Origin of the sequence: Sanguibacter sp. A247, from assembly GCF_052324925.1 — a bacterium.
Classification (GTDB): Bacteria; Actinomycetota; Actinomycetes; order Actinomycetales; family Cellulomonadaceae; genus Flavimobilis.
Genome location: NZ_JBQPRE010000006.1, coordinates 19550 through 39608 on the forward strand (window position 1 = coordinate 19550; position 20059 = coordinate 39608).

16 protein-coding genes and 1 riboswitch are annotated in these 20059 nt (G+C 72.3%); of the genes, 8 read left to right on the top strand and 8 right to left on the bottom strand.

Features of this window, described 5'->3' with window-relative positions:
- Nucleotides 1–84: 84 nt before the first annotated feature.
- On the top strand, nt 85–420 hold the full coding sequence (locus tag ACTVCO_RS11685) for an STAS domain-containing protein (RefSeq protein ID WP_443728610.1): 336 nt from the start codon (nt 85–87) through the stop codon (nt 418–420).
- A 28-nt stretch (nt 421–448) separates the two neighbouring features.
- Here ACTVCO_RS11685 and ACTVCO_RS11690 read toward each other — a convergent pair whose 3' ends face one another.
- Entirely contained in the window at nt 449–2635 is a 2187-nt protein-coding gene (locus tag ACTVCO_RS11690) for a SpoIIE family protein phosphatase (RefSeq protein WP_443728611.1), read from the bottom strand.
- A gap of 226 nt (nt 2636–2861) precedes the next feature.
- Here ACTVCO_RS11690 and ACTVCO_RS11695 point away from each other — a divergent pair, with 226 nt between their 5' ends.
- Complete coding sequence (locus ACTVCO_RS11695) at nt 2862–3284, top strand: STAS domain-containing protein (protein ID WP_443728612.1); 423 nt, start codon at nt 2862–2864, stop codon at nt 3282–3284.
- 360 nt (nt 3285–3644) lie between these two features.
- Here ACTVCO_RS11695 and fbaA read toward each other — a convergent pair whose 3' ends face one another.
- From fbaA to ACTVCO_RS11710, 3 genes are all read right to left on the bottom strand, one after another.
- Nucleotides 3645–4664 carry a class II fructose-bisphosphate aldolase gene (gene fbaA, locus ACTVCO_RS11700; protein ID WP_443728613.1) on the bottom strand — a complete coding sequence of 340 codons (1020 nt, stop codon included), beginning with the start codon at nt 4662–4664 and terminating at the stop codon, nt 3645–3647.
- 149 nt (nt 4665–4813) lie between these two features.
- A complete protein-coding gene (locus ACTVCO_RS11705) occupies nt 4814–6478 on the bottom strand; it encodes an ABC-F family ATP-binding cassette domain-containing protein (RefSeq protein WP_443728614.1) in 1665 nt (554 codons plus the stop codon).
- A 92-nt stretch (nt 6479–6570) separates the two neighbouring features.
- Nucleotides 6571–7200: a TrmH family RNA methyltransferase gene (locus ACTVCO_RS11710; RefSeq protein ID WP_443728644.1), complete on the bottom strand. Its 630-nt coding sequence runs from the start codon at nt 7198–7200 to the stop codon at nt 6571–6573.
- Between the two features lie 210 nt (nt 7201–7410).
- Between ACTVCO_RS11710 and ACTVCO_RS11715 the strand changes: the two genes are divergently transcribed.
- Nucleotides 7411–8208, top strand: a complete 798-nt coding sequence (locus tag ACTVCO_RS11715; protein WP_443728615.1) for an HAD-IIA family hydrolase — start codon at nt 7411–7413, stop codon at nt 8206–8208.
- A gap of 6 nt (nt 8209–8214) precedes the next feature.
- Here ACTVCO_RS11715 and ACTVCO_RS11720 read toward each other — a convergent pair whose 3' ends face one another.
- The 4 genes from ACTVCO_RS11720 to ACTVCO_RS11735 form a co-directional block, all read right to left on the bottom strand.
- Entirely contained in the window at nt 8215–9789 is a 1575-nt protein-coding gene (locus ACTVCO_RS11720) for a hypothetical protein (protein ID WP_443728616.1), read from the bottom strand.
- Nucleotides 9782–10468 (bottom strand): ABC transporter ATP-binding protein, encoded by a 687-nt coding sequence (locus ACTVCO_RS11725; protein ID WP_443728617.1) that lies wholly within the window; start codon nt 10466–10468, stop codon nt 9782–9784. The genes ACTVCO_RS11720 and ACTVCO_RS11725 overlap by 8 nt, the downstream gene beginning before the upstream one ends.
- A 3-nt stretch (nt 10469–10471) precedes the next feature.
- Nucleotides 10472–11056 carry an orotate phosphoribosyltransferase gene (pyrE, locus tag ACTVCO_RS11730; protein ID WP_443728618.1) on the bottom strand — a complete coding sequence of 195 codons (585 nt, stop codon included), beginning with the start codon at nt 11054–11056 and terminating at the stop codon, nt 10472–10474.
- Nucleotides 11057–11127: 71 nt separating this feature from the next.
- Nucleotides 11128–11883 carry an SDR family NAD(P)-dependent oxidoreductase gene (locus ACTVCO_RS11735; RefSeq protein WP_443728619.1) on the bottom strand — a complete coding sequence of 252 codons (756 nt, stop codon included), beginning with the start codon at nt 11881–11883 and terminating at the stop codon, nt 11128–11130.
- A 60-nt stretch (nt 11884–11943) separates the two neighbouring features.
- On the opposite strand from ACTVCO_RS11735, the gene ACTVCO_RS11740 reads away from it, so the two are divergent.
- The 5 genes from ACTVCO_RS11740 to ACTVCO_RS11760 all read left to right on the top strand — a co-directional run bounded on the left by ACTVCO_RS11740 (nt 11944) and on the right by ACTVCO_RS11760 (nt 20010).
- Entirely contained in the window at nt 11944–12744 is an 801-nt protein-coding gene (locus ACTVCO_RS11740; protein ID WP_443728620.1) for an exodeoxyribonuclease III, read from the top strand.
- A complete protein-coding gene (locus ACTVCO_RS11745; RefSeq protein ID WP_443728621.1) occupies nt 12741–13598 on the top strand; it encodes a hypothetical protein in 858 nt (285 codons plus the stop codon). The genes ACTVCO_RS11740 and ACTVCO_RS11745 overlap by 4 nt, the downstream gene beginning before the upstream one ends.
- 245 nt (nt 13599–13843) lie before the next feature.
- A riboswitch (cyclic di-AMP (ydaO/yuaA leader) is annotated at nt 13844–13996 on the top strand.
- A gap of 1 nt (nt 13997) precedes the next feature.
- Nucleotides 13998–14846, top strand: coding sequence for a C40 family peptidase (locus ACTVCO_RS11750; protein WP_443728622.1), 849 nt, complete (start codon nt 13998–14000; stop codon nt 14844–14846).
- Between the two features lie 159 nt (nt 14847–15005).
- A complete protein-coding gene (locus tag ACTVCO_RS11755; RefSeq protein WP_443728623.1) occupies nt 15006–17486 on the top strand; it encodes a LuxR C-terminal-related transcriptional regulator in 2481 nt (826 codons plus the stop codon).
- 286 nt (nt 17487–17772) lie between these two features.
- The gene (locus ACTVCO_RS11760) at nt 17773–20010 is read left to right on the top strand and encodes a glycosyl hydrolase family 18 protein (protein WP_443728624.1); all 2238 of its coding nucleotides are present in this window, start codon (nt 17773–17775) and stop codon (nt 20008–20010) included.
- Nucleotides 20011–20059: the final 49 nt, after the last annotated feature.

Consider the following 20059-nt stretch of genomic DNA (forward strand, 5'->3'; position numbering starts at 1 on the left):
GTCGCGGCCCGCGCGGACCCTGGGTACGCTCGTCGCACCATCGCGGGGGTCACCCGCTCGTTCGACGAAGGAAGCCACGAACCGATGATCCAGATCGCCACGTCGCCCGCGACGACGACGTTGACGATCACGGGAGATCTTGATCTCGCAGAACGCGATCAGTTCCCCGAGATCACGGCACGCGTCGTCGGGCTTCGCCGCCAGCTGCTCGTGCTCGACATGTGCGGCGTGACTTTCATGGACTCGACCGGTGCGGCGTTCCTCATCGCGCTCGCCGACGCCGGCCGCCGCCGCGGCGGCGCGACCGTCCTGCGGGGCTGCGACGAGCGCGACCTGTTCGTGCTCGAGGTGTGCGGCGCGCTCGAGCTGTTCCGGATCGACACCGATCACGCCTGCGCACGCGACGACGCCTCGACGTGACCACGCCCGCGGGTGCGGCGGGCTCGGGTCAGTGCGCGCGGAGGCGCGCCCAGACGATCTTGCCCTCGTCAGCCGCCCGCCATCCCCAGTCGGCAAGCCGGTCGACGATCTGCACCCCGTAGCCACCGACGCCGTGCGGGTGCCCGTCAAGCTTGACGGGGGGCGCCGGATTCGCGTCCTCGACCTCGATGCGCAAGCCGTCACCCGTGTCGAAGAGCCGCAGCTCGACTGTGCCCCAGCCGTGCAGGACCGCGTTCGCGACGAGCTCTGAGACCACGAGCTCGGCGTCCGCGACCTCCGCGATCCCCCACGCAGCGCACGTGCGCAGCACAGCATGCCGCGAGCGCCCGATCGCCGCCGGCTCCGACGGCATCGACCACCGCCGCGAGCGCGGGCCCGCAGCCGTCACCGCCGTGCGGGACCCTTCGTGAGGCAGGCGCACGACGACGACGGCGACGTCGTCCTCGGGGGCGTCGGCGAGAGCCGCGAGCAGCTCCTCGCCGATGCCTGCGGCATCCTGCGCCTGGGTGCCCGCGGCGACCGTGAGGAGCGCCTCGAGGCCCGCGCGCAGTGGCCGTTCCCGGCGTTCGATGAGGCCGTCCGTGTACAGGATGAGCGTGTCGCCCGGCACGAGGACCGCACGGCCGCCCGTGCGGGCGCGCCTGCCGAACCCGATGAGCGCGCCCGTGCCCTGCGCGAGCTGCGTCGCCTGCCCGTCGCGCACGAGAACGGCGGGGAGGTGCCCCGCGCGCGCATACTCGAAGACCCACGAGCCGGGCGCCCCGACCCGGGGGACGAGCGTCCCGTAGACCGCGCTCGCTGCACGCGGTGCACGCATGCCCCGCATGAGCTGGTCGGTGCGATCGAGCACGGACGCGGGCGATCCGCCCTCGAACGCGTACGCGCGCACGACGGAGCGCAGCTGGCCCATGAGTGCGGCTGCCTCGACGTCGTGCCCGACGACGTCGCCGACGACGACGCCCGCGACCCCGGGGGCGACCTCGAGGACGTCGTACCAGTCGCCGCCGACCTGCGCGTGGGCGACCGACGGCGCGTAGTACGTCCACAGGTCGAGGCCGTCGATGTCCACCTGCCGGGGCAGGAGCGAGCGTTGCATCGTCTCGGCGAGCTCGTGCTCACGCGCGTAGAGGCGCGCGTTGTCGAGGGCGAGGCCCACGCGACGCACGACGACGTCGAGCACCTGCTCGAGCTCGTCGGACATACGCGGCTCGCCCGTCGTCTCGCGCACCGAGTGCGCGAGAACGGCGAGGACCGAGCGGGAGCCGTGCACCCCGACGATCCTCACGTGACCGGACACGAGGGAGAGACCTGGGTCGGCTGCGATCACCTGCTCCTGGATGAGCGCGGCCGCGCTCTCCTCGGGGTAGGCGACGGTGAGGTCGACCATCGCCTCGGTCTGCACCCCGGCGAGGACGCGGTCCACCTCGTGCGCACCCGTGCGGTCGCCCGGTGGGACGCGTCGTAGGCCGCGGCGCCGCGATCGACTCGGATGGTGCGCCTCGGTCCGCGCTGTTCCCTGTCCGACGAGCCGCAGCCCGCCGTCGACGAGGAACGCGCCGGCCCAGGGCACGAGGCCGGGGGTGAGCAGGGCGGTCACCTGGACGAGCGCTTCCTCCGGGTCGGGCTCGGCAAGAAGATCGGACACGCGCGACAGAAGAGCCAGGTGGAGGCGCGCACGGCGTTCAGCGCGCATGGAGTCCCGCAGGTGGACGCTGCGCTGGACCGTTCCCGTGACGTCAGAGAACGACGCGACCCACAGCTCGGCGGCATCGCCGCCCGCCACCGTCCCGGTCTCCGTCAGGACGGGGACCGCGCTGGCGGTGCCGTCGGCCGGGACCGCGGTGACCGCCAGCGCGAGCCATACCCGGGCGCCGTCGGGGCGGCTGAACGGCAGGGTGAGCGACGCGGTCTGGCCTGCGCGCACCTCACGGGCGAACGAGGCGACCCCGACCTCGGACCATTGGTTCGAGTAGAAGAGCCTGGGCTCCAGACCCACGACCTCGTGAGCCTCATAGCCCGTGATCTGTGAGAACACGTCATTGACCCAGAGCATGCGGACGACGCCGTCGCGCACGCCCAAAACAGTGAGTCCCACGCCGACGTACTGCGCGGCCAGGCCGCGAAGGTCGCTCAGCATCGCGTCGGGAGCGTCGCTGGACGGCTCAGCCCGCGGCCGTCCCTCCTGCTCGTCCACGCCCCTGCCCCCTCGCGCCGTGTCAACCGTGTCTTCGGCAGGGTACTTGGCCTGCGGCTCCGATGTTCGAAGCTGCCCGCTCCGTGTGCCGCACGGGCGCGCCGGCCGCGGCCGACGTCGGGCGATCTCCCGCGACGCGAGGGCCATGACGTGCGAGGATTCGACCGAGGGCCGCGACGTGCAAAGATTCGATCGAGGACCCGACCCAGGACGTGAGGAGCATGCAGTGCGCGACGAGACTTCCGCCGACAACACCGCCCCCGCTCAGGAGGAGCCAGGGACGCTCCACGTGCTCGTGGGTGCGACACGCACCCGCATCGTCCTCTCGGGCGAGATCGATGCGAATCTCGCCCAGGAGTTCAGCGACGCGATGGCTGACGCCCAGGAGATCGGGCTGCCCGTCGAGGTCGACGCGCACCATGTGACCTTCATGGATTCCTCGGGCGTCGCGTTCCTCGCGCGCCTCGCCTCCCAGACGTCGCAGAAGGTGCGCGTGCTGCGGGCCCCGCAGACCATGCGGTTCTTGCTCGAGGTCACGCGCGTCGGCGAGCTTGTCGAGATCCTCGACGAGGACCCGGGCTTCGAGTTTGCGCCGATCGACGAGTTCACGATCGAGCGCCTGCCGGGGCAGGTCTTCCCGCCGCGCTGACGCGTGACGCGGCCGACTCCGCAAGCCGACCGCCTATGACGTCGAAAAAGTCGCGAGGTACTACTGATGTCACGCCGACTATCCCGTGTACGAGTCGGAAGGCGAGGTGAGTGAAGCGGCGGACACGGTCGTCCGAGGCATCGTGAGGTCCTCGACGAGCGACGTCGTTCCCCTGGTACCTGACATGGAAGGCGGCGCTCCTCGCAAAGGGCCACGGGCCTCGAGCCTCGCCGAGGCCGAGGAGGCCTTCACCGGCTAGCTCGCCGCGACGCACGACGCACGACGCACGAAGGCTCCCACCCCCTCGCGGGGGTGGGAGCCTTCGAGGCTCAAGTGGCCGTCAGGCCGCGACCGTGAGGGTCAGAGCTTCTGACCGGCCGAGCGGAGCTGCTGGGCGGCCTCGACGATGCGCGCGGCCATGCCGGCCTCGGCGAGCTTGCCCCAGGCGCGCGGGTCGTACGCCTTCTTGTTGCCGACCTCACCGTCAACCTTGAGGACGCCGTCGTAGTTGCGGAAGAAGTGGTCCGCGACGGGACGCGAGAACGCGTACTGGGTGTCGGTGTCGACGTTCATCTTGATGACGCCGTTGTCGACCGCCTCGGCGATCTCAGCGGCGGTCGAGCCCGAGCCACCGTGGAAGACGAGGTCGAACGGGTTCTCCTTGCCGATGACCGCGGCGACGCCGTCCTGGATCTCCTTGAGGAGGGCCGGACGGAGCTTGACGGCACCCGACTTGTAGACACCGTGGACGTTGCCGAACGTCAGAGCCGTGAGGTAACGGCCCTTCTCGCCCGTGCCGAGGGCGCGAACCGTCGCGAGACCGTCCTCAACCGTCGTGTAGAGCTTCTCGTTGATCTCGGCCTCGTGACCGTCTTCCTCGCCACCGACGACGCCGACCTCGATCTCGAGGATCGTGCGGGCCGCCTGCGAGAGCTCGAGGAGCTCTTCAGCGATGACGAGGTTCTCGGCGAGCGGAACCGTCGAGCCGTCGAACATGTGCGACTGGAACGTCGGGTTCTTGCCGGCCTTGACCTGCTCGGCCTCGATCGCGAGGAGCGGACGCACCCACGAGTCAAGGTTGGCGGCGGTGCAGTGGTCGGTGTGAAGAGCGATCGTCACGCCGTAGTTCTTTGCGACCTCGGTCGCGTAGGCGGCGAGGGCGAGCGAGCCCGAGACGCGGTCCTTGATCGTCGAGCCGGACGCGTACTCGGCACCGCCGACCGACACCTGGATGATGCCGTCGCTCTCCGCCTCGGCGAAGCCCTGGATGGCAGCCGTGACAGTCTGCGAGGACGTGATGTTGACGGCGGGGTAGGCGAACTTGCCAGCCTTCGCCCGGTCGATCATCTCGGCGTAGACCTCGGGGGTTGCGATGGCCATGAAGAGTCTCCTGTTGAACGTGGGGTTTCTACGGAACTTCCGAGGGATAGTTTCTCACGTTCCCCGCCGCGAGCGTTGGGCCGTTCGGCCTGCGGTCGTCCGACGTCCGTCCGCTCCGTGAACGGGGCGTCCCGGGAGCCGGGACCGCCTTACGACTCGGTGAGCCGGCCCGCGTCGAGGTGCCACCGCCGCGTCACCCGAACTGCCTCGAGCATGCGCCGGTCGTGGGTGACGAGCAGCAGAGTGCCCGCAAAGTCCACGAGCGCCTCCTCGAGCTGCTCGATCGCCGGCAGGTCGAGGTGGTTCGTCGGCTCGTCGAGCACGAGCAGGTTGACGCCGCGCGCCTGGAGCAGCGCAAGCGACGCCCGCGTCCGCTCCCCCGGCGAGAGCGAGCCCAGCGGTCGCATGACGTGCGCCGCCCGCAACCCGAACTTCGCGAGCAGCGTGCGCACCTCGGCGGGCGGCTCGTCGGGAACGTGCGCACCGAACGCATCGAGCAGGCCTTGCCCCGGGACCGACGCAAGCAGCGAGCGCGCCTGGTCGACCTCACCGACCGCGACCGACGCGCCGAGGCTCGCAGTCCCCGACGCGAGCGGGATTCGGCCAAGCAGCGCGCCCAGGAGGGTCGTCTTGCCCGAACCGTTCGCGCCCGTGATCGCCACGCGGTCCCCCGCGTCGAGCTGCAGGTCGAGCGGCCCGAGCGTGAAGCCCGCAGTGCCGTCCGGCGTCCCACCGCGGTGGACGACCGCGTTGCGCAGTGTCGCGACGACGCTTGATGAGCGCGGCGCCGCGGCGATCGAGTACTGCAGCTCCCATTCCTTGCGGGGCTCTGCAACCTCGTCCAGGCGTTCGATCATCTTCTGCGTCTGACGTGCCTTCGCCGCTTGCTTCTCGGAGCCCTCGCGGTGGTGGTGCTTGATGTGCTTGTCGGGGTCGGTCGACTTCTTCACGGCGTCTCGCACGCCCTTGGCGAGCCACTGCCGCTGCATCTGCGCGCGCGACTCGAGCGCGCCGCGCCGGTCCGCGTACTCCTCGTACGCCTCGCGCGCGTGACGACGGGCCGTCGCGCGTTCGTCGAGGTAGGCCTCGTAGCCGCCCGCGTACACGCCGACCTGCTGCTGGGCGAGGTCGAGCTCGACGACGCGCGTGACGCAGCGCGCAAGGAACTCGCGGTCATGCGAGACGACGACGACGCCCGCCCGCTGCTCGGCGACGAAGCGTTCGAGGCGCGCCAGGCCATCGAGGTCGAGGTCGTTCGTCGGTTCGTCGAGCAGCAGGAGGTCGAAGCGCGACAGAAGCAGCGCGGCAAGGCCGAGGCGAGCGGCCTGACCGCCCGAGAGCCCCACGACGGGGTGGTCGGGTGCGACAGCCAGACCGAGGTCGGCGAGGACTGTGCCCGTGCGTTCCTCGAGGTCGACCGCGCCGATCGCGAGCCAGCGTTCGAACGCCTCGGCGTAGGCGTCGTCGGCCCCGGGCGCGCCGTCCGCGAGCGCCGCAGTTGTGGCATCAAGTGCCGCCTGAGCGTCTGCGACACCCGTGCGACGCGCGAGATAGTCGCCCACGGACTCCTCCGGCCGCCGTTCGACCTCCTGGGCGAGGTACCCGACGATCGCACCGGGTGGGTTGAGCGTCACCGTGCCCTCGAGCGGCTCGTCGGCCCCGGCGAGGATGCGCAGGAGCGTCGACTTGCCGGCGCCGTTGGCACCCACGAGGCCGACGACGTCCCCCGGGCTGACGACGAGGTCGAGGCCGGCGAAGAGGGTGCGGTCGGCATGTCCAGCGGCGAGGGCCCTGGCGACGAGAGTGGCGGTCACCGTCCTATCCTCCCCCGTTCGCACCCCCCTCCATAGCCGATCCCTGCACGTCACATGGACCGATCCGCTATCGAGCGGCTCAGGCCGACGGGTCAGGCCGGCGGAAGCGTCGCGTGCTGGCGGACCCACGCGTGCATCGCGATCGCGCCTGCCGCGCCCGCGTTGAGGGAGCGCGTCGAACCGAACTGCGTGATGTGCAGGACCGCCGTGCACGCCTCGAGGGCCTCGGGCGTCAGCCCCGCACCCTCCTGGCCGAGCAGCATGAGGCAACGCTGCGGCAGCGCGGCCGTCTCGATCGCCACCGACCCGGGCACATTGTCGATGCCGATGACCGGCAGGTCCTCGGCGCGCGCCCACGCGAGCAGGTCGCTCACGGTCGGGTGGTGACGCACGTGCTGGTAGCGGTCCGTGACCATGGCGCCCCGCCGGTTCCACCGGCGACGCCCCACGACGTGCACCTCCCCCACGAGGAACGCGTTTGCCGTGCGAACGATCGATCCGATGTTGAGGTCGTGGTGCCAGTTCTCGATCGCGATGTGCAGGCCGTGGCGTCGAGTGTCGAGGTCAGCGACGACCGCCTCAAGAGTCCAGTAGCGGTAGGCGTCGATGACGTTGCGACGGTCGCCCTCGCGTAGCAGCTCGGGGTCGTAGCGCGGGTCAGGTCCGCCGTCGGGCAAGCGCGGCCACGAGGTTTCTCCGCCCGGCCACGGGCCGACGCCCACCTCGCGTTCTTCACCCGGAAGCGTGCGCTCGACGTCGTCAGCGAAGACGACGGAGTCGGCGGCACTCGCGTCGGAAGCGACAGCGGGGCCGTCGATGGGAGCGGCGGCGGGGCGGGCGTCGGGCGGGGAAGGCTCAAGCACCCCTCCATCGTCCCGCATGTTGCCCCCTACCCTGGGACGAGGACGTGTACCCGGCCACAGGAGGACCACGTGAAGCACGACGCCCCGCTCGAGATCGACCACCGCATCGATTGCTGGCTCACCGACATGGACGGCGTCCTCGTCCACGAGGGCGTTGCCCTGCCCGGTGCCGCCGAGTTCATCCGCACGCTGCGCGACAAGGAGCGTCCGTTCCTCGTCCTCACGAACAACTCGATCTTCACGGACCGCGACCTTCGGGCGCGGCTTGCGGCGAGCGGGATCGACGTGCCGATCGAGTCCATCTGGACGTCGGCCCTCGCAACCGCGACGTTCCTGCACAGCCAGTCCCCGAACGGAAGCGCGTACGTCATCGGCGAGGCGGGGCTCACGACCGCGCTGTACGAGGTCGGATATACCCTCACCGACAAGGACCCCGACTACGTCGTGCTCGGGGAGACGCGCACGTACTCGTTCGAGGCGATCACGACTGCAGTGCGGCTCATCCTCGGCGGGGCGCGGTTCATCGCGACGAATCCCGACGCGACGGGGCCGAGCGGCGACGGTCCGCTGCCCGCGACGGGCGCGGTCGCCGCCATGATCACGAAGGCGACAGGCCGCGCGCCCTATTTCGTCGGCAAGCCCAACCCCATGATGTTCCGCTCGGCCCTCAACCGGATCGACGCACACTCGCGCGTCACCGCGATGGTCGGCGACCGCATGGACACGGACATCGTCGCGGGCATCGAGGCGGGACTCGAGACCTTCCTCGTGCTCACGGGCTCGACGTCGGCGGCCGAGGTCGAGACCTACCCGTTCCGCCCCAGCCGGGTCGTCGACGGGATCGGCAACCTCATCGAGCTCATCTGACCCACGTCAGCGTCGGGCAGCGCGCACGAGGACGACGACCGCTTCGACGCCGAGCACCGCGACGAGCCAGTGGGCCCCGAGCCCGCCGGCCGTCGCGGCCCCGGCCGCGCCGAGCACCGCGACGAGGAGCGGCCCGTCGGACAGCCACATGAGCCGACCGATCGCCGAGACGTCGCCCGCGGGGGTGACGAGCGGGACGAGCAGCTCGACCGGCATCGGTCCCTTGAGCGCGTCTGCGACGCGCACCCCGATCGCTCCGACCACGACCGCGAGCACGATCGACAGCGCGACCCTCGCCTCTGCGACGAGCGGCCCCGCGGGGAGCGCGTCCCGGTTCACCAGGCTCCATCCGAGGAGCGCCGCACCACAGCCGCCGACGAGCGGCCACAGCGTGTGGAGCGCGAGCATGATCGCGTCGGGATACCCGTGCTGCGCAAGGCCGCCGCGGCTCGCAGCCGCGTGCCGCACACCGTCGCACAGGACCGACGCCCCCGCATACGCGAGCGCAGCGACGAGCACGACGCCGACGGGCAGTGCACTGCCGGTGAGCGCGGCACCGGAGCCGACCAGGCCAGGCATGGCGACGCCGCTCACGGCGCCCGCCGCGACGAGCGTCATGAGACCCGCGAGCAGCCGGACGGGTGTCCGGGCCGAGCCCACGACGTCCGCGACGACGACCGCGCCCGGCCCCGGAGCGGCACCCACGGCACGCCACCGTCGTCCCGTGCGCGGCACGGCCCGGTAAAGCTCTCCGAACGCCGCGAGGTCCATCGCGGTCACGAGCGTCTGCGCGCGCTGACCGCGCACCGCCTGCCCGACGATCCGCTGCGCGCCCAGCCAGCCCGGCCCCGCCACGAGCCACACCGTCGCGGCGAGCCCGAGCACGACGCCACCCGTGAGCGAGGCGGTCGTGACGGGCGTGGCGGACGTGGCGGACGTGGCGACGCCTGGCCAGGCGGCCCCGACGATCCCCCACGGCAGCGACGCCCACGCTGACCCGCTCGCCGACACGACAGCGCCCGCACCCACGACGAGAGCGGCGGCCCCGGCGATGCCCGGCCGCAGGACCTGACCCGCGAGCCATGCCCCCGCGGTCACGAGCCCGGCGAGCGCGCCCGCACCCACGAGCCCCACGACGTCGCCGCCCGTGGCGAGTCCCTGCGCGACGAGCGCGGCCCCCGGGAGGAGGACGGCCCCTGCCCCGGCCAGGACGAGGAACGCTGTCGCCCGCGCGATCGGTCCGCCGAAGGCGCGGAGCCTGGAGATGCTGCTTGCCGCGAGCGTCGCCGCGAGGAAGGGTGGGCGCAGCGCCGGGCCGCGTTCCTGTCCCATGACGAGCGCCGCCGCCCACGCAAGGCCTGTGACGCCCGCGCACAAGGCCGGGAGCTCGGGCCCTGCCAGCAGGTCGCGGCCTCGCGCGCCCGTCGCGGCAAGCCACGCGGCACGCAGGCCCGGTCCGCCGAGGATCCCGAGGGTGAGGACGAGCACGTAGACCGCGTAGGCGACGTCACCGAGCGTGCGGGGTTGGCGCGCTGACCACACGGTGAGCGCGCCGCGGACGCCCGTCGTGCTGCTACGCACGCTCGTCCGCTGCACCGTCGGGCGCGGCCGGCGCCGCGGCGACGAGCGTGAGCACCTCGCCGTCGAGCGCCGTCGCAAGCACGTCGGAGTGGGTCGCGACGACGAGCGTCGCTCCCGCAGCGCACCGTTCGGCAAGGATCTCCGCGACGCGCAGCACGTGGTTCGCGTCGAGCCGCTGCTCAGGCTCGTCGAGCAGCAGCAGCTCGGCGGGCCGCGCAAGGGTCACCGCGAGCGCCGCGAGCTGGGTCTGCCCCGAGGAGAGCTCGTGCGGGAAGCGGCCCGCGAGCGCCTCGAGCCCGAGCCGGCCCAGGAGGGCCGACGCGTCAGCCCGGGCCCGCCGCACGGGCGTGCCCCACGTCGTGGCGACGAGCGCCACATGCTCGACGAGCGTGAGGTCACGCGCGGGAGGAGCGGGATCGACCGTTCCCGCGACCCGACTGCGGAAGGCGCGCGATCGCGGTGCGGGAGCCACGCCGGCGACCGCGACGGTGCCCGTCGTCGGACGTCGGAGACCCGCGACGACACGGAGCAGCGTCGACTTGCCCGAACCGTTGGCGCCGCGCAGGACGAGCGTCGCACCGCGTGCGACGCTCACGTCGACGGGCGCGAGGAGCGTCGTCCCGTCGACGCTCACCCCGACCCCATCGAGCGCGACGAACGCTTCGGTGCGCGCGGTCACGGCTCAGGCGAGGCCGAGGTCGTCGAGGCCGTAGAGGTAGAGGTAGCTGAGGCCCTCGGCCTCGATCTTCTCGCGCGCGCCCGTGTCACGGTCGACGATGACGGCGACGCCGACGACGTGAGCACCGGCCTCGCGCAGGGCCTCGACCGCGGTGAGCACCGAGCCCCCCGTCGTCGAGGTGTCCTCGACCGCGACGACCTTGCGGCCCGCGACGTCCGGACCCTCGATGCGGCGCTGCAGGCCGTGTGCCTTGCCTTCCTTGCGGACGACGAACGCGTCGAGGTCCTGGCCGCGCGACGCGGCCGCGTGGAGCAGCGCGCCCGCGACCGGGTCGGCGCCGAGCGTGAGGCCGCCGACGGCGTCGATCTCGGCCGGGCCGAGCCCTGCCTCCTCGAGCGCGTCGAGAAGAACATGGCCGATGAGCGGCGCCGCACGGTGGTGGAGCGTCACGCGGCGCAGGTCGACGTAGTAGTCGGCCTCCTTGCCGGAGGCGAGCGTCACCTTGCCGTGGACGACGGCGTGGTCCTTGACGAGGTCACGCAGCTGCTCGCGCGGGGACGGGGACAGGACGGCGTCGTAGTCGGTCACCCGTTCAGGCTAGAGGATGCGTGGGCGGCGTCGCCCGGCCCGCCGCACCGCGAGACCGCGACCGCGAGCGGCTAGAGCTTGAGCGCGCGCGTCGCGCGGCGCATCGCCTCGCGCGGCAGGTGCCGCGCGACCGCAACCGCGACGCGGTAGCGCGCCGACGGGATCGAGACGACCGCACCGCGGCGCACGTCCGCGAGCGCGACGCGCACGACGTCGGCGCGGTCGAGCCAGAACCAGCCTGGGCCGAGCCGCTTGAAGCCTGCGCGCGCGTGGAACTCGGTGCGCGTGAGACCCGGGCACAGCGCGGTGGCGGTGACGCCGCTGCCCTCGAGCTCGGCCGCGAGGCCCTCGGTGAAGGTGAGCACCCACGCCTTGGCGGCGGAGTACGTGCCCGACGTCGTGTGCGCGGCCACCGAGGACACGTTGAGGATCGCACCGCGGCCGCGGGCCGTCATGGCTCGCGCGGCGGCGTGTGAGAGCGCCTGGACCGTGCGCACCATGACCTCGAGGAGTGCGTCCTGCGCGTCGAGGTCGGAGCCGACGAACCGCTCGTGGACCGTGTAGCCCGCGTTGTTGACGAGCAGGCCGACGGGACGCTCGTGGGACGCGAGCCGCTCCGCGACCCGTGCGACGTCCTCGCGGACCGACAGGTCAGCGGGAAGCACCTCGACGTGGACGCCGGCTGCGGCACGCAGCCGCTCTGCGAGCGTCTCGAGGCGGCCCGCGTCGCGCGCGACGAGCACGAGGTCGTGGCGCGCGGTCGCGAGCTGCCACGCGAACTCTTCGCCGAGGCCTGCGCTCGCCCCGGTCACCAGTGCGGTTCCCATGCGTCCACCCTACGAGCCCTGTGCGCCGCAGCCGCACGCGGAGGTGGGTAGCCTCGTGCCATGCGCATCGCGACGTGGAACATCAACTCGATCCGGGCCCGTGCTGACCGCGCGCTGGCGTTCCTCGAGCGCGAGGACGTCGACGTGCTCGCGCTGCAGGAGACCAAGTGCAAGGACGCTCAGTTCCCGCGGGAGGCTTTCGAGGCCGCGGGCTACGAGATCGCGACCTTCGGCTTCTCGCAGTGGAACGGCGTCGCGATCCTCTCGCGCGTCGGCCTCGAGGACGTGAGCGCGGGCTTTGACGCCCAACCGCAGTTCGGCGACCCCGCGGCGACCGAGGCGCGCGCGCTTGGCGCGACGTGCGGCGGCGTGCGCGTGTGGAGCCTGTACGTGCCGCACGGTCGCGCGCTCGACAACCCGCACTACGCGTACAAGCTCGCCTGGCTCGAGCGCCTGCGCGAGCTCTCGGCCATGTGGGCGGACGCGGGTGAGAAGGTCGCGCTCGTGGGCGACTGGAACGTCGTCCCGCTCGACACCGACGTGTGGGACGTCGCCGCGTTCGAGGGGCTCACGCACGTCTCGGAGCCCGAGCGCGCGGCGTTCCGCGCGTTTGCGGAGGCCGGGTACACGGAGGCGTCACGCACGTTCCTGCCCGACGAGCACCGGTACACGTACTGGGACTACCAGCAGCTGCGCTTCCCCCGGAACGAGGGCATGCGTATCGACTTCGCGTACACCTCGCCCGCGCTCACGCCGTTCGTCACGGACGTGCGCATCGACCGTGACGAGCGTCGGGGCAAGGGTGCTTCTGACCACGTCCCCGTCATCGTCGACGTCGACACGTCGTCGTTCGCGTCGTGAGCACGCCTCCGGTCCCGCCGGCGCCGGGACCCGTGCCCGTTCCGGAGCCCGCACCCGCACCCGAGCCTCAGCCTCTGCCCGGCACCGGCACCGGCCCGGGGCCGGTGCCGTCTCCCCTCTTCGCGTCGCCCGATGGACCCGCGCCCGCGGCACCCGACCCCTGGTCGCTCCCGGTCCCGGCGTCCGCGCCGCCCGTCGTCCCGGAGGCGCAGCAGCTGGTCGGCTACGCCCCGCAGACGCACCTGGCCGACGGATGGGACCCGCGCGCGCTCGGAACACTGGCTCCCCCCGCCCCGCGTGCCGCGCGCGAGCCGTTCGCGGTGCCCGCGTTCGTCCTCGCGTGGCTGGTCGCGCCACTCGGCGCGGTCCTCGGCGCGGTCGCCGTCGTCCGAGCCCGGCGGATGCATCGTCGGGGCGTCGGCCTGGGAGCAGCCGCGATCGTCGTCGGGCTCGTCGTGAGCGTCGTCGTGCCGACCGTCGTCCTGCCGTCGTCGGGTGCCTGGGCACGCGTCATGGGTGCGACCGAGCCGCTCGGCGACGTGCTCGCACCGACGTCGGCGTACGCACGCCAGCTGGGCCCCGGTCATTGCCTGGAGGAGATCCCTCACGGCACGACGCACCGGGTCACGGTCGTGCCGTGCACGCTGACGCACGAGGCGCTCGTCCTCGATGCCGTTCCCCTGCGAGGCGAGGCGTGGCCGGGCGCCGACGAGGTCGTGCGCACGGTCGAGACACGATGCCGCGTCCTCATCGCCGCGGGTCTCGACCTCATCGCGCTCTCGCCCACGGAGGCGGGCTGGCGCGCGGGCGACCGCACGGGTCTGTGCGTCGCACCGGCCCGTCCAGGCGCGTGAAGATCATGTGAAGGGGTGTGACGGCGGGCACGCACCCTCGGGCAAGACCCAGGTGAACACTGACCTGCGGCGCCATCTCGCTGCCCGCCCGAAACCGGGGTGGAAGATGGCGTGAAGGGCATGCGGAGCGTCGTGACCTCCCCGTGACACGGCGCCCGCGCCCGGCCTAGCGTCGTCGTCGCCCGCCATCACCTTCCCGGTGCACGGGTGCCACCCCGGACGCCGAGCGCTGCCGCCGGGGCGCGGCTCTTCACTCACCACACGGCAGCGACGGGGGACCCACTTCCGACCGTGCACCACGCGGTCTTGGGGTGAAGCCGACGGATGCGCGTCATCCACGGCCGGGCAGAACCTCAGCCCGAACCCGACAGCTCACCTCGCAGGCGTCGAGAGGTTCACATGCCCGTCCACACGACGGACGTCATGAACGAGAGCGCCACCACGACTCGTTCCGCCACGTCCACTCGCACTCGCGGCGCCCGCCGCACCGTCGCAACCCTCGTCGCAACCCTCGGCCTCGGCCTCCTGCCCGCGCTCGACGCCGCAACGGCGCAGGCCGCCCCCGCCGCCACGACCACGGCGGCCGCCCACCCGGGCGAGGACACCGCACGCACCCGCCTGACGATCCGTCGCTCCGCGACCACGACGTACCAGGGCGACAAGAGCGCACGCCTCACGCTGCGTCTGCGAAACGCCGACGCCCCCGTCGACGGCCGCGTGAAGATCTACGACGGCCGCAAGCACCTGCGCACCCTCAAGGCCGCCGACCGCAACGACGACGGCAGGCTCACGCTGCGCTACCGCCTTCCGAAGAGCCTCAAGGTCGGTCGCCACACGATCCGCGTCACCTACGTGCCCAGCACGTCGACCGACGCGCCTGCGGCCAAGCGCACGACGAAGATCCGCGTCCGCTCCGAGGGCGACCTCGTCGTCCGGACCGCCAAGCGCTATGTCGGGACCCCGTACCGATCTGGCGGCGGAACCCCGCGCGGCTTCGACTGCTCAGGCTTCACGAGCTACGTCTTCAAGAAGGCGGGCGTCGCCAAGCTCCCGCGGAGCTCGTCAGCCCAGCGCACAGCCGGCAAGGTCATCTCGCCGAAGAATGCCCGCCCCGGTGACCTCATCTGGACTCCCGGCCACGTCGCGATCTACGTCGGCAACGGCAAGCAGATCGACGCACCCCGCCCCGGGAAGAGCATCAAGGTCCGCGGCATCTGGCAGTCGAACCCCACGTTCATCCGCGTCTGACCGACGCTCTGCCCACAGACCGCGCGTGCCCGCCTTTCCCCCGAAGGCGGGCACGCGCTCGTTCGTCCACCGAACGTGAGGTGCGGGGCACGACACGACCTGTCATCGTGTCTGCGGGGACGATGACGTTCCCACGCAGGTCACGGACGTGGAGGCATCGTGGACAGACCGTCCGCCCTCGGGCAGCACCACACCGCAGCCGAGACTCGGGCCGCAGGCGGGGCCGCCCGCCTCGCGCAGCACGACGCCGAGATTCGCACGGCCGCCGCCGCTCTCTCGCGCGGCCATGGCGGCGTCGTCTGGACGGGCGACCCCGGGTCGGGGCGCTCGACGCTCCTCGACGTCGTCGCCGACGCACTCGTCAACGCCGCAACGTCCGAGGGCATGCGCCTGCGACGCATCGTCGTGCCGCGCACCCTCACGGAGATCGACGAGCGCGCGCTCGCGCCCGCTGACGGCGTGCGCCTGCTCCTGCTGGCCGACGACCTCGACCACCTCGCGCCGGCCGTCCAGACACGCCTGCTCGACGCCGCGACGCGCCCCGGAAGCCCGTGGGTGCTCCTCGCGACCCGCACGTCGGGTCCCGTCGCGGATGCCTCCCCCCTCCCGCACCCGCTCGTCGAGCGACGGGTCTCACCGCTCACGGCGCCCGACGCCCTCCTCGTGCTCGCCGAGCACGACATCGTCGCCGCGCCCCACGTCGTGGCGAGCCTCGTCCGCGCGTCCTCCGGCAATCCGGCCGCGCTCCTGCAGACGGTTCCGTGGCTGACGAACGAACAGCTCGACGGCACGAGCCTCCTGCCCGACCCCATGGCCGTACCCGCCGCGACCGAACGGCTCGTCGGGACGCGACTCGTCGACCTCTCCCTCGCCGAGCACCGGTTCCTGCTCATCGCCGCGATCACTGTCGTCGACCGCACCGACGTCCTCGTGCGCGCCGCCGGCACGGACGCCGCGACGATCGCGACGTGGCCCGCGGCTGCCCTGCTCAACCTGGCCGGCGGCCGCTGCCGCATCCTCGAGCCCGGGGTGCGTGCACTCGTGCACGCACGGGCGACGCTCGCCGAGCGGACCGACGCCCACCTCGCACTGGCGAGCGCGCTCGCGGCGTCCGACATGCTCGCGGCCGAGTGGCACCGCAGCCTCGGGACGCTCGCGGGTGACGGCGCCCACGCAGCGGGGCTCCTTGCGATCGCCGAGCAGCTCCTGGCGCGCGGCGACTGCATCCACGCGGTGCGCGTCGCCCGCGAGGCACTCAGCCACGGCGCGGACGAGGCGGAGCCCGGCGCCCACGCCATCGCTGGTGCGGCAGCCCTCGGCGCGGGCCTCGTCCACGACGCGGTCCACCACCTGCGCCGCGCAAGCCACCCGACGATCGACGTCGAGACGCTCGCACAGCACGCCCTGCAGCTGACGACGCAGCGCCCCGAGCCGCAGACGGACTGGGGCCTCGCCCCGCTCGCCGCAACCCATCTGAGCCCCGCCGACGACGACGCCCTCCGCGCAACGGACGAAGCCCTGCGCACGGCGCTCGCGGGCTCAGCCGATGACGCCAGACGCACGCTCGGCATGTATGCGACGACGATGCTCGAGCCCATCCAGGACCACACGTGGCGGACCGATCCGCTGCCGCGGCCGTCAGCCCTCGCCCAGTCGCACGTCCGCGTCACACAAGCGCTGCTCGACATGCTCGACGCCCGCTTCGACCTTGCCGCCGACCTCCTCGACGAACATGCGCGCGCCCTTCCCGTCCCGCTCGTCCTCGGCTCGCTCGCGACCGCGTTGGCCGGCCGCCTCGTCGCCCTGGGAGCCGCTGGTCCGCGAGGGATCGTCGGCGCCGTCGCCCGTCATCCCGCGCCCTCGTCGTTCCTGCTCCGGATCGCCTCGCTCGAGAACCGCGCACTCGTCGCGTTCGCCGAGGGCTCGGCGGCCGAGGCCGCCGCGCTCCTCGAGCTCGCGACCGAGCAGCGTCGCCGTGCTCCCGGGCCGGCCCACGACCTCACGCTGCCGTGCCTCACGCCCGCAGAGGCGTGGGCTGAGACTGGCCGCGCTGACCAGCATCTGCCCACGACCGTAACCGACGACTCCGCGCCCGCGACCCGCGTGCTCCGCGAACGCTCCCGCGTCGCCCTCACGGGCCTCACGATGGTCGGCCCTGACGGGCGCACGGGCGTGAGCGACGTCGACGGGGCGACCGACTGGGACGCCGCGATGGTCGAGCTCTCCGTCGGGCGCGCGTTCCTGCGTGCGGGCGAGCCCCACAGAGCCCACACCCACGTCCTCGCAGCCGCCGAGCTCCTCGACCTCACCGGGGCCCGCACGATCGCCGCCGCTGCACGGCAGCGGCTCGCGACGCTCACGACCGCGATCCTCGCACCGCCGCCGGGCCCCGCACCCTCGGTGGCCTCGGCGCCGACCTCCGCCTCGGGGGCGCCCCGCGGCATCGCGCGCTGGCGCTCGTTCCTCACCGAGCGCGAGCTCGAGGTCGCAGAGCTCGTCGCTCAGGGCGCGTCGAACCGGGAGATCGCGGAGACGCTCTACCTCTCGGTGCGCACGGTCGAGGTGTACCTCGGTCGTGCGTTCCGCAAGCTTGGGGTGACGACGCGCGTCGAGCTCGCGGTGCGCGCGCACGAGGACTGAGCTCCGCTGACGGCGAGGCGCAGAGCCGCGGGTCACGCACCGTCGGGGGGGGGGGGGGGGGGGGGGGGGGGGGGGGGGGGGGGGNCGGGCGGGCGCCGGGTACGGGAAAACCCGTACCCGGCGCCCGCCCGACGGTGGCAGAGATGTGGAATCACCTCATCCCGACACGTCGCAGACGTCACTAGCGTCTCGCAACAGTGGCGGCGCCCCTGCACCTCCACGTGACCTGTCCCGGGGTGAGAGAGGCAGCCGCCTCGCCGCCCCCCCCTGAGAAAGCTGAGTCCCGATGAAGAGATTCCGGATCGTGGCGGTCGTCGCCGCGCTCGGGCTCGTGGGGGTCGTTCCGGCGATCACCGCGCCCGAGGCGGAGGCCCACGGCTGGGTGACATCCCCGCCGAGCCGCCAGGACAACTGCGCCACGGGCGCAACGTCCTTCGACTGTGGGGGCGTCAAGTACGAGCCCCAAAGCGTCGAGGCCCCCAAGGGCTCGATGCTCTGCTCGGGCGGCAACGAGGCGTTCGCCGTCCTCGACGACGCCTCGAAGCCCTGGCCCGTCGCGAACGTCAGCGCGAGCCTGCCCATCAAGTGGAAGCTCACTGCGGCGCACAACACGTCGCTGTGGGAGTACTTCGTCGACGGCAAGCTCCACCAGACGTTCGACGAGAAGGGTGCGCAGCCGTCCGCCACGACGACGCACACCCTGACCAACCTGCCCGCGGGTCGCCACACGATCCTCGCGCGCTGGAACGTCTCGAACACGGCGATGGCGTTCTACAACTGCGTCGACGTCAACGTGGGCGGCACGAGCACCCCTGACCCTGAGCCCACGACGGAGCCGACGACGGACCCGACGGGTGAGCCCGGCGAGTGCGTCGGGACGCCGTGGTCAGCAACCGCGACCTACCAGAGCGGCGCCGAGGTCGTGCACAACGGCCGCCAGTACCGCGCCGGCTGGTGGACGCAGGGCGACACGCCCGGCGAGGGCGGCCAGTGGGGCGTCTGGCGTGACCTTGGCCCGTGCGGTGACGAGGGCCCGACGGACCCCACCGACGAGCCCACGGACGAGCCGTCCCCGACGGACGAGCCCACGACGGAACCGACGGTCGAACCGACGACGGACCCGACCGAGCCCGGCACGTGCACGGCCACGGCCTGGGACGCGTCGACCGCCTACCAGGGCGGCGCGCTCGTCACCTTCCAGGGCCACACGTACAAGGCCGGCTGGTGGACGCAGGGCGACACGCCCGGCGCCGGCGGTGAGTGGGGAGTCTGGCGTGACCAGGGTGCCTGCGACGGCACGGTCGACCCCACGGACGAGCCGACCGACGAGCCCACGGACGAGCCGACGGTCGACCCGACCGACGAGCCCACCGACGAGCCCACGACCGAGGAGCCGCAGACCGGCGACAAGAAGGTCGTCGGCTACTTCACGCAGTGGGGCGTCTACGGCCGCAACTACCACGTGAAGAACATCGACACGTCGGGCTCCGCGGCGAAGCTCACGCACATCCTCTACGCGTTCGGCAACGTCTCCGGTGGCAAGTGCGTCATCGGTGACTCCTACGCGGACTACGAGAAGGCGTACACCGCTGACCAGTCGGTCAACGGTCAGGCCGACACGTGGGACCAGCCGCTGCGCGGCAACTTCAACCAGCTCCGCCAGCTCAAGGCCAAGTACCCGCACCTCAAGGTCGTGTGGTCGATGGGCGGCTGGACCTGGTCCGGCGGGTTCGGCGCGGCTGCAGCAAGCGACGCGTCGGCTGCGGCCTTCGCGAAGTCGTGCCACGACCTCGTCGAGGACCCGCGTTGGGCCGACGTGTTCGACGGCATCGACATCGACTGGGAGTACCCGAACGCGTGCGGCCTCACGTGCGACACCTCGGGCTCCGAGTCCTACCCGCGTCTGCTCAAGGCGCTGCGTACCGAGTTCGGTGACGACCTCGTCACCTCGGCAATCTCGGCCGATGGCACGACGGGCGGCAAGATCGACGCCGCGAACTACGCCGAGGGCGCGAAGTCGCTCGACTTCATCATGCCGATGACGTACGACTACTTCGGTTCGTGGGCAGCCAAGGGCCCGACGGCTCCGCACTCCCCGCTCACGTCGTACCCCGGCATGCCGGTCAACGGCTTCGACTCCTCGACCGCGATCGCCAAGCTCAAGAGCATCGGCATCCCCGCCAACAAGATTCTCCTGGGCATCGGCTTCTACGGCCGCGGCTGGACCGGCGTAACGCAGGCGACGCCAGGCGGCACCGCAACAGGTGCGGCCCCGGCCACGTACGAGGCAGGCAACGAGGACTACAAGGTCCTCAAGAACACCTGCCCCGCGACGGGCACGATCGCCGGCACCGCCTACGCGTTCTGCAACGGCCAGTGGTGGAGCTACGACACCCCCGCCACGATCAACGGCAAGATGAACTACACCAAGCAGCAGAACCTTGCTGGTGCGTTCTTCTGGGAGCTCTCAGGAGACACGTCGAACGGCGAGCTCGTCTCGGCGCTCTCGAACGGTCTCAAGTGACGCTCGCGCTGTGAGCGTCTGACAGCGACGCCCCCGACTTCCCTTCACC

Excerpts from the sequence above, each read along its gene's own strand:
- ACTVCO_RS11685 (WP_443728610.1), top strand. The coding sequence starts at position 85 with ATGATCCAGATCGCCACGTCGCCCGCGACGACGACGTTGACGATCACG.
- fbaA (WP_443728613.1), bottom strand. The coding sequence starts at position 4,664 with ATGGCCATCGCAACCCCCGAGGTCTACGCCGAGATGATCGACCGGGCG.
- ACTVCO_RS11735 (WP_443728619.1), bottom strand. The coding sequence starts at position 11,883 with ATGGGAACCGCACTGGTGACCGGGGCGAGCGCAGGCCTCGGCGAAGAG.
- ACTVCO_RS11740 (WP_443728620.1), top strand. The coding sequence starts at position 11,944 with ATGCGCATCGCGACGTGGAACATCAACTCGATCCGGGCCCGTGCTGAC.
- ACTVCO_RS11750 (WP_443728622.1), top strand. The coding sequence starts at position 13,998 with ATGCCCGTCCACACGACGGACGTCATGAACGAGAGCGCCACCACGACT.
- ACTVCO_RS11760 (WP_443728624.1), top strand. The coding sequence starts at position 17,773 with ATGAAGAGATTCCGGATCGTGGCGGTCGTCGCCGCGCTCGGGCTCGTG.